This is a genomic window from Actinomycetota bacterium, assembly GCA_030774015.1.
Taxonomy (GTDB): Bacteria; Actinomycetota; UBA4738; order UBA4738; family JACQTL01; genus JALYLZ01.
The window spans coordinates 1-5,849 of sequence record JALYLZ010000188.1 but is presented as its reverse complement, the minus strand read 5'-3'; the positions used below and the strand labels follow the sequence as shown (position 1 = coordinate 5,849).

Sequence of the window (5,849 nt, the reverse complement as noted above, 5' to 3'; positions counted from 1 at the left end):
GGACCTGGGAGGGCCCCAGGTCCTCCGGCCCCCGACCACGTCGGTAGCGGGCTCTCCCTTCGGCCGGGTCGCGCTCACGCACTGGAACCTCAATGACGGCACCTTGGAGGGGCTTCGCTGCTTGGATGTGCCTGGGTTCTCCGTGCAATACCACCCGGAAGCCGCGCCTGGTCCGCATGACGCTCGATACCTTTTCGAGCGATTCCGGGAGCTCATGACTCATGCCTAGACGGACCGATATCGAGTCGATCCTGGTGCTCGGCTCCGGGCCGATCGTCATCGGGCAGGCTTGCGAGTTCGACTATTCGGGCACGCAGGGATGCCTGGCGCTGCGGCGTGAGGGGTTCCGGGTCGTGCTGGTGAACTCGAATCCGGCGACGATCATGACGGACCCGGAGTTCGCGGACGCGACCTACATCGAGCCGCTCACGGTCGATTCCGTTGCTCGGATCATCGAGCGGGAACGCCCTGACGCGCTGCTTCCCACCCTGGGCGGGCAGACGGCGCTGAACCTCGCTGTCGGCTTGTCCGAAGCAGGCGTCCTGGAACGCTTCGGTGTTCGGCTGATCGGGGCTGGCCTGGACGCGATTCGGCGGGCGGAGGACCGGCGCTCGTTCGCGGGGGCCATGACAGAGGCCGGGCTGCCGCTGCCGCGCTCGGGGTTCGCGCACTCGCTGGAGGAGGCGCTCACCGTGGCGGCGGAGATCGGCTACCCGGTGATCGTGCGGCCCTCGTACGTGTTGGGCGGAGGGGGAAGCGGCCTGGCCGCGTCGTCGCCGGAGATGACCCTGGTGGCTGCGGCCGGCCTGGCCGAGAGCCCGATCAGCGAGGTGCTGGTGGAAGAGTCCCTGGCGGGTTGGAAGGAGTTCGAGCTCGAGGTCATGCGCGACGGCGCGGACAACGCCGTGGTGATCTGCTCGATCGAGAACGTCGACCCCATGGGCGTGCACACGGGCGACTCCATCACGGTCGCCCCAGCCCAGACCCTCACCGACCGCGAGTACCAGCAGATGCGCGACCACGCCCTGGCCTGCATCCGGGCCGTGGGCGTCGAAACCGGCGGCTCCAACATCCAGTTCGCCGTCGACCCCGCCACCGGCCGCACGGTCGTCATCGAGATGAATCCGCGCGTCAGCCGATCCTCAGCCCTCGCGTCAAAGGCGACGGGATTCCCCATCGCGAAGATCGCTGCGTTGCTCGCGGTCGGGTACCGACTCGACGAGATCAAGAACGACATCACCGGTGAGACCCCAGCAGCATTCGAGCCAACCCTCGACTACGTGGTCGTGAAGATCCCCAGGTTCGACTTCGAGAAGTTCCCCCAGGCCGACCGAACGCTCTCCACGACCATGAAATCCGTCGGCGAGGTGATGGCCATCGGCCGAACGTTCAAGGAAGCGCTCGGCAAAGCGCTCCGGTCGCTGGAGCGCTCGGGCTTCGAGCTGGGTTTGGAGGTGGGGAGAGCGGCGGCCGGCGAGGGCCGGGGGGAACCGTGGAGGAACGCGGTAGGGGCCGAAGGAGCCGCAGACGTCCCCCCCTCGCGTTCCGGGAGCGGTGGGGCCCAGGTCCTCGCACCCGCCGCCGCCCCGGCCGAAGCCACGCTCGACCTCATCGCTGCCCCCACCGAGGCCCGCCTCCTCCTCGTCGAGCGAGCCCTCCAAGAGGGCCACTCCGTCGACGAAGTGGCAACGGCCAGCGCCATCGATCCGTGGTTCGTGGATCAGATCGCGGAGATCGCCGAGGAAGCCGCTGCTCTCCGAGGACGCCGGTTGGAGGATCTGGGCGCTGGAGAGCTTCTGCGGGCCAAGCGCGTCGGGATCTCGGACTCGCGGATCGCGGTGCTGACGGGATCGACGACGGCCGAGGTGCGGCGCCGGCGGCGCGGGCTCGGCGTCGGGCCGGTGTTCAAGACCGTGGACACCTGCGGCGGGGAGTTCGCGGCGCGCACGCCGTACCACTACTCGACCTACGAGGAAGAGACGGAGGTGCGGCCGGCGGAGCGGCCCCGGATCGTGATCCTGGGGGCGGGGCCGAACCGGATCGGGCAGGGCATCGAGTTCGACTACGCCTGCGTGCACGCCGCGTTCGCCCTGCGCGAAGCGGGGTTCGAGACCGTGATGGTCAACTGCAACCCCGAGACCGTCTCCACCGACTACGACACCAGTGACCGGCTGTACTTCGAGCCGCTCACGGCGGAGGACGTGCTGGCCGTGTGCGAGGCGGAGCGGCCGGAGGGCGTCATCGTCCAGCTGGGCGGCCAGACGCCGCTGAAGCTGGCCCACGTCCTGGAACAGGAGGGATACCGGGTCCTGGGGACGAGCCCGGCCTCCATCGACCTGGCGGAGGACCGGGGCAAGTTCGCCGCGCTGCTGGGGGAGCTCGGGATCGACGCACCTCCCCACGGCGAGGCCCGGGACCTGGCCGAGGCCCGCCGGGTGGCCAGGGAGATCGGCTACCCGGTGGTGGTCCGGCCTTCCTACGTGCTGGGTGGGCGGGCCATGGACATCGTGTACGGGGAGGACGAGCTGGAGGGGTTCGTCCGGTCGGCCGCCGACGCCTCGCCGGAGCACCCCGTCCTGATCGACCGGTTCCTGGAGGGAGCCGTCGAGGTCGACGTCGACGCCATCGCGGACGGCCGGGACGTGTTCATCGGGGCGGTCATGGACCACATCGAGGAGGCCGGGATCCACTCCGGCGACTCGTCGTGCGTCATCCCGCCGGCCACCCTGTCCGAGGACCAGCTGGACCGGATCGAGGAGATCACACGGGCGCTGGCCAGGGCCCTCGACGTTCGGGGCCTGCTGAACGTGCAGATGGCCATGAAGGACGAACGGGTGTGGGTCCTGGAGGCCAACCCGCGCGCCTCCCGGACCGTTCCCTTCGTGTCCAAGGCCACCGGGGTGGCCCTGGCCAAGGTGGCGTCGCTGGTCATGGCGGGCCGGAGCCTGTCCGAGCTGGTGGCGGCCGGGATGGTGCCGGAAACCGCCCGGTACCGCCACCTGTCGCACACGGCGGTGAAGGCGGCGGTGCTGCCCTTCGGCCGGTTCCCGGGGCAGGACACCCTGCTGGGGCCGGAGATGAAGTCGACCGGCGAGGTCATGGGCATCGCCGCGACACTCGGGCCGGCCCTGGCCAAGGCCCTGATGTCGACGGGGGCGGGACTGCCGGGGGGCGGGACCGCGCTGATCTCGGCGGCGGAGCGGGACAAGCGGGGAGTCCTCCATCACGCGAAGCGGCTGGCCGAGCTGGGGTTCCGCCTCATGGCCACGAGCGGCACGGCCGCCGTCCTCCAGCGGGCCGGCCTGCCCGTCAACCGGGTCCTGAAGGTGTCCGAGGGCAGGCCAAACGTGGTAGACCACATTCGAGCTGGAAAGGTCGATCTGGTGATCAATACTCCGTTCGGTCGTGGCCCCCGTACCGACGGCTACGAGATCCGGACCGCCGCAGCCGCGGCCCGGGTGCCGTGCATCACCACGCTGGCCGGCGCCGATGCGGCCGTCCAGGGGATCCAGGCCCTCCAGGCCCACCGCGACGGGCCGCGCTCGCTCCAGGAATACCACCGCGACCTGACGGCCTCCGGACAGCTCGCGTTCGAGGGCTCGGAGGCCACGCCGGTGTCCCGTCCGAGCCGGGGGGGCGGGGGGCCGTGATCCAGTCCCGCTGCGAGGTCCTCTCCTCTCGGCGGGGCGGCGCGTACGTGTCCATCACGCTCGTGGCCCCCGAGATCGCCGAGCGGGCCCGCCCCGGGCAGTTCATCGAGGTGGCCCTGCCCGACGAGCGGTCGTCCCTGCTTCGCCGGCCGTTCTACGTGCACCAGACCTCCCGCCGCGGCGGGTGGGCCGGCACCCTCGAGTTCGTCCTGGAACCCCGGGGGCCGGGCACGGCGTGGCTGGCAGAGGTGAAGGCCCACCAGTTCCTGGACGTGATCGGCCCGCTGGGGCGGCCGTTCTCCTACCCGCGCAAGCACGTGAACTGCCTGCTGGTCATGGAGGGCTACGGTGCTGCGCCCCTGCTGTTCCTGGCGGAGGAGCTGATCGCCCAGGGCCAGCGCGTGGACATGATCATGGCGGCGAGCAGCCAGGACCACGTCCTGAAGCCCATCGACGCCAAGCGGATGTCCCGGATCATCTCGGTGGTCACACAGGACGGTTCGGCGGGGGAGACGGGGCGGGCCACGGACGTGCTGGAGGCCCTCGTGGCCCGGTGCGGCACCGAGGTCGTGTACGCGGCCGGCTCCCGACCCATGCTCCGCGCCGTGGGCGAGTTCTGCCGGGAACGGTCCCTCCCGGCCCAGGTGGCCGTGGAGGAGCAGATCGCGTGCGGCACCGGCCTGTGCTGGGGATGCGTGGTGCCGGTGGCCAGGCGGGACGGGAAGACGTACGACCACCTCCGGGCCTGCGTGGACGGGCCGGCCATGAACGCCGCGCGGATCCTGTGGGACCGGTGGGGGACCAGCGAGCCCATGCCCACGCCGCCGGAGGGATTCCCGCCGGTGCAGGGGGACGATGTCCTCCCCACGCCGCCCTACGGCTATCCGGTCCTCCAGCCATGAGCGCGGCCACGGCTTCCCGAGGAGCCGGCCGGTGAGCACGGAAGCGCTCTCGCTGGCTGTGGACGTGGGGGGCGTGCGGCTGCCCACGCCGGTGGTCGTGGCGTCTGGATGCTTCGGGCCGGAGCTCGCCCAGCTGGCGGACGTGGGGAGGTTCGGAGGCGTCGTCACCAAGAGCATCACGATGCGCCCGCACCGTGGCACCCCGTCTCCCCGGATCGCCGAGACCCCGTCCGGGCTCCTGTGGGACACGGGGCTCCAGAACGACGGCATCGAGTCATTCCTGAGCCGGGAGCTGCCGGCCCTGGCGGAGCTCGGGATGCCCGTCATCGTGTCCGTGGCGGGATCCAGCATCGACGAGTTCATGCGGCTGGTGATGGCCCTGGAAGGGGCGCCCGGCATCGTCGCCATCGAGGCCAACGCGTGCTGCCCCAGCCGGGAGCGCGACGGCCAGTGGTACGGCGCCAGCGTCGACGGTGCGGCCGAGGTGGCCGGCGCGGTCTCCCGCCTGGCCAGGGTCCCCGTGTTCGTGAAGCTCCCGGAGAGCCCGGACCTGGTGGAGGTGGCCCAGGCCTGCCTCCGGGCCGGGGCGACCGGCCTCACGCTGATCCACTCCCTTCCCGGGATGGCCGTGGACGTGGGCACGTTCCAGTCCCGGCTGGCCGCGGTGAAGGGTTCCATCTCCGGCCCCGCCATCCACGGCGTCGCGCTCCACGCCGTGTACCGGGTGGCCCAGGCCTTTCCCGAGGCCGCCATCTTCGCAGCGGGCGGAGTGTCCTCTGCGGAGGACGCCGCGGCGTTCCTGCTGGCCGGCGCCTCCGCCGTGCAGGTCGGGACGGCCATCTTCCGGAATCCACAGGCCCCCATCGAGGTCGCGGCGGGCCTGGCTCGTCTGCTGGCCGAGCGCGGCCTGACCTCCCCCGAGCAGCTCCGGGGCCGGATGGGTTCGCTGCGTGCCCCGGCTCCGGTGGGCATGGAAGCCACGTGAGCCAGTCCGTCAACCCGCTGATCGTCGCGCTGGACCGGTACGACCTGGACCAAGCCGAGGCCCTGGCGGTCGGGCTGGCCGGCGTGGCCGGGATGCTGAAGGTCGGGCTCCAGCTGTTCGTCTCGGAGGGGCCGGCCGCGGTCCGGCGGATCCGCCAGCACGGCCCCGTGTTCCTGGACCTGAAGCTGCACGACATCCCCACCACCGTGGGCCGCGCCGCGCGGGGAGCCGGGCGGCTGGGCCCCTCGCTGCTCACCGTGCACGCGCTGGGCGGCGTGGACATGGTGGAGGCGGCGGTGGAGGGCGCGTCGG

General features: G+C 71.6%; 5 protein-coding genes. All 5 read left to right on the top strand.

Features of this window, described 5'->3' with window-relative positions; genetic code table 11:
- Positions 1-229: hypothetical protein (locus M3Q23_18080; protein MDP9343959.1), on the top strand; the 229-nt coding region annotated here is incomplete at its 5' end.
- Complete coding sequence (gene carB / locus M3Q23_18075; protein MDP9343958.1) at positions 222-3,650, top strand: carbamoyl-phosphate synthase large subunit; 3,429 nt, start codon at positions 222-224, stop codon at positions 3,648-3,650. The genes M3Q23_18080 and carB, both read left to right, overlap by 8 nt.
- A complete protein-coding gene (locus tag M3Q23_18070; protein ID MDP9343957.1) occupies positions 3,647-4,552 on the top strand; it encodes a dihydroorotate dehydrogenase electron transfer subunit in 906 nt (301 codons plus the stop codon). Before carB ends, M3Q23_18070 begins: the two co-directional genes overlap by 4 nt.
- Before the next feature lie 31 nt (positions 4,553-4,583).
- The gene (locus tag M3Q23_18065; protein MDP9343956.1) at positions 4,584-5,537 is read left to right on the top strand and encodes a dihydroorotate dehydrogenase; all 954 of its coding nucleotides are present in this window, start codon (positions 4,584-4,586) and stop codon (positions 5,535-5,537) included.
- A partial coding sequence (locus M3Q23_18060) for an orotidine 5'-phosphate decarboxylase (protein MDP9343955.1) occupies positions 5,534-5,849 on the top strand: 316 nt, incomplete at its 3' end. The genes M3Q23_18065 and M3Q23_18060, both read left to right, overlap by 4 nt.